This is a genomic window from Acinetobacter sp. AS5 (assembly GCF_048957595.1).
In the GTDB taxonomy this organism is placed as follows: Bacteria; Pseudomonadota; Gammaproteobacteria; order Pseudomonadales; family Moraxellaceae; genus Acinetobacter.
The window spans coordinates 1-3,437 of sequence record NZ_JARDAL010000101.1; the positions used below are offsets into that span (position 1 = coordinate 1).

General features: G+C 30.1%; 3 protein-coding genes. All 3 read right to left on the reverse strand.

All coding sequences use genetic code 11. The annotated features are described in order from the left end of the window. Nucleotides 1-34: 34 nt before the first annotated feature. The 3 genes from PV763_RS17125 to PV763_RS17135 are packed head-to-tail and all read right to left on the reverse strand — an operon-like array spanning nucleotide 35 to nucleotide 3,177. Nucleotides 35-1,198: a hypothetical protein gene (locus PV763_RS17125; protein WP_420938257.1), complete on the reverse strand. Its 1,164-nt coding sequence runs from the start codon at nucleotides 1,196-1,198 to the stop codon at nucleotides 35-37. Next, nucleotides 1,188-2,756, reverse strand: a complete 1,569-nt coding sequence (locus PV763_RS17130; protein WP_420938259.1) for a site-specific integrase — start codon at nucleotides 2,754-2,756, stop codon at nucleotides 1,188-1,190. Before PV763_RS17130 ends, PV763_RS17125 begins: the two co-directional genes overlap by 11 nt. A gap of 7 nt (nucleotides 2,757-2,763) precedes the next feature. Beyond that, nucleotides 2,764-3,177 carry a hypothetical protein gene (locus tag PV763_RS17135; RefSeq protein WP_420938258.1) on the reverse strand — a complete coding sequence of 138 codons (414 nt, stop codon included), beginning with the start codon at nucleotides 3,175-3,177 and terminating at the stop codon, nucleotides 2,764-2,766. Nucleotides 3,178-3,437: the final 260 nt, after the last annotated feature.

Here is a 3,437-nt window from a genome sequence, read left to right on the forward strand (position 1 = left end):
ACTATGATAAGATTAACCCGTTAGGTCAGGTGGCCTAACTTAAATAAAAAAGTCTCCGACAAACCCGGTACGGTTCAGATCGATAATTACTTCTATGTTTATATTCATTAATATTTCTCATTCTAAATATAGTATCGATCAAATCTTCTAAAACAACTGTATCTCCTGAAATTTCATCTATTTCTAATGGAAGAAAATCAATAATTTTCTTGGATTTTATATATTGAATTTGTGCACGATATTCTTTAGTCAGTTGTTCTACTGACTCGAAAATTATTTCTGCTAATTTACCAGCAGTAGGCTCTAGCCAGTGAATACGTTCTCCAGCACCTTTAGCACCATGATATCGAATTCCTATGGAATATTGCTGAACACCATCTAAACTCAAGTGTTCTTGTGTAATGGGATCTATAATTTTCTTTTTTATTAGCGCATTTCTTTTTAATAATATAGCTTCAGTTGAACGAAAGCCCGTAATGATCAATAATAATAGAAAATTAAGTGCTATTTTTTCACTGGTTGTTTGGCATAAACGACTAAGAGCAACAATATTAATAAAAGTTTGAACTGAGACCAATTTATCACTTTCAACATCATCTTCATCTAGCTCTAGTTGTTCAATTAAAGCTTTCGTTTTTTTTGCATTTGGGGTCCTATTTTTCTTATTGATGTACTTTAAATCATGTACAAATTCAAGCTGTGACTCTGTAAAACCATAATGATTGATCATCTTTTGTATACGTATGAAACTTCCCGCATGGTCTGGAAGATTTGTTTTACTTGAGTTTTCAAATAAGCAATCAAAAGCGATATTTAAAATCTTGGTTGTTAATGAACATGCATGGTGATTTTGAGTATGTTGAACTAATGCGCTATACCAACGTTTAAGAACTAACATTTCTGCATACAATTTTTGTGGCGAAGCCCTCTTATTGGATTGACGATAACTTAAAACAATTACAGATTTCATAAAGATTTGAAATTCTTCATCTATCTCAACATGATCAATTCCTTTTAGTCTTTTTATTACCCCAAAATTTAGATATGTTTTTCCTGATCTTGATATTAACCATCCAGATCCATTAGAGCCTCCAACCCATATTGATTCATTCCAAGTATTTTTAAACGTCGGTTGAATATTTTCTAAGAAATATTCTTTTTGTTCACTTATAAACTCAAGATAATTTTTAGAAATCACGATCTGACTCCTTAAAAGCATTACAGCGTAATATCACTGATTCAATTTCAAACTTTGTAGTTTCATGAATCTTAATGACTGGATTCCTAGATAGACCAATCCCATCAGATAATTTAATCAATGAATTGATTTCGTTTTGGATACTATGAAGAACTTTTCCATGATCAGCATCGATAAAAGGGTGGAAATACATGCAGCCATAGCAATTCCTCACAGGTTGAAATAGACAATTATCTTTATAGGAGCAACCACCAATATCGTAGTAAATTTCTGCCCCTATGTTGCCTAAAACTTTTTTGCGGGACCAATCTTTGGTATAGACCAGTCGACCAGTTAATAGCATGGCAATCATTTGTTGATATAAAGAGTTTCTTCCTAATGCCTTAGCTCTAATTTGTGCCATTTCAGGTGTAGAAAAAATATAATGTCTAGCTGTTACTACCGATGAGTGCCCTAAAATATAAGCAATTTCTTCTGCAGTAGCTCCACTTATTGCGAGGCTGTAACCAACATGATGTCTAAAATCTAAGCAAGAATATTTCTGTTGAATCATCTCACCAGATAGAACTGCTTCTTTATATTGCTTCGGAGAAAAATCAAATAATTGTTTATTAATCGCTTGTTGGCAAAACAGAGAGGCTTTGTCGCCCATATCAAATAACTTTTGATTATCATTGAGGTTATATCTTTTGATGTAAGCTATAACAATTTCAGCAACTTCTTCAGGTAACTTAATAGTGATTTTTTCATGAACATAACGAGCTTGCTTTGCATAAGGAATAAGGATGCTATAACGACAAAAATTATCACTTTTACGGATAGTATCCTGCTTTAAATCGCTAACAGATAGCTTAGCCAATTGAACGGGTCTAAGTCCTGATACATAAACCAAACCTAGCATTGCTGAATTTAAAAGCTCTTCATTAGTGATGCTCTCATCTTGATCAACCAAATTACTATTAATCTTAGAAAATCCTTGTTGAATCATAGTTTTAAGAGGGTAGTCAATCCGATCCTCGTATTCTTGATAATATAATTCTGAGTTAAATGATTTAGGGCGTTCCAAGAAATCAAGCTCATACTCTTTATCAATATTAAATCCAGAAAAATTTTCCAAAAAAAGCAATTTAACCAAAAATTTTAAATGATAATAAAAACCATTTTTATCATTTTTCGATAAATAATTTAATAATGTTTTAAAGCTATTAAAATTGAATTTAAGTTTATTATTTTTAAAATATTTTAAAAAATATTTAAATGAGTTAAACTTATAATGAAGACCTGAAGGAGTATTCACCTGTATATAAAAAACCAAGAAAAATTTCAAAATTTTCTTCTCATATAAGTCAAAACAATCAAAATTTAAATGAATCTTATTTCCAGAATAAAAAAACTCCCAAATATCAGGTTTAGTACTAATAAATTTTGTATCAAATGTAGATGCAAGATCAAAATTTATTAGTGGGGGTATCCTTAATTTATCAATAGTATTTAAATCCTCAGATGAGAATAGCTTAAAAAGCTGTTCATCACCCAAAGAATTAAGTTCAATATCTATTTGTTTATTATGAACTTTTTCCAAATATCTCACTCGTTTCAATAATTCTCTGAAGATTTGAGATGTTGGCTCTTTCTACGATAAATCTCTTGCCGTAGTAGGAAGGCATTAAACTCGTAGGAGACCAACCTCCAAGCACACGTAAATCATCTTGTGCTTTATCCAAAGAATTTTGACCTATATTATTAATCGAATTCCCTAGTTTATCCATGTTTTCATATTTTTTATATGAATGATTTAACATTAAATACGCCCATGTATGCCTACAAACATGAGGTGTAATGCTATTTATTGAGTCAAATGCTTTATTATCAAAGTGATGCGGTATTCTATATTTAATATTTTTATCTATAATTTTAAAAATTTTATTAATACCAGAATAACTCAAAGAAGAGTAGGGTGGTTTTAATGAAGTAAACAAGATATCTGAATTAATATCACTGCGAATTTCTTTTATATAAATATTTATAAATCGATAATCTCTTTCTTGTAATGTTATTACTCGATATGAAAATTCATTTTTAATTTTAGGTTTTCTACGTCTGTCATCATGTTCATCATGTTCATCATCAGTATTGGTAATAATTAAACTATAAGAGTCATTAGACTTCCGTCATAAATCAAAAAACGTACAATTTATTTGATCTTAAATTAATCAGCAAAATTATTTAATTCAAGAGA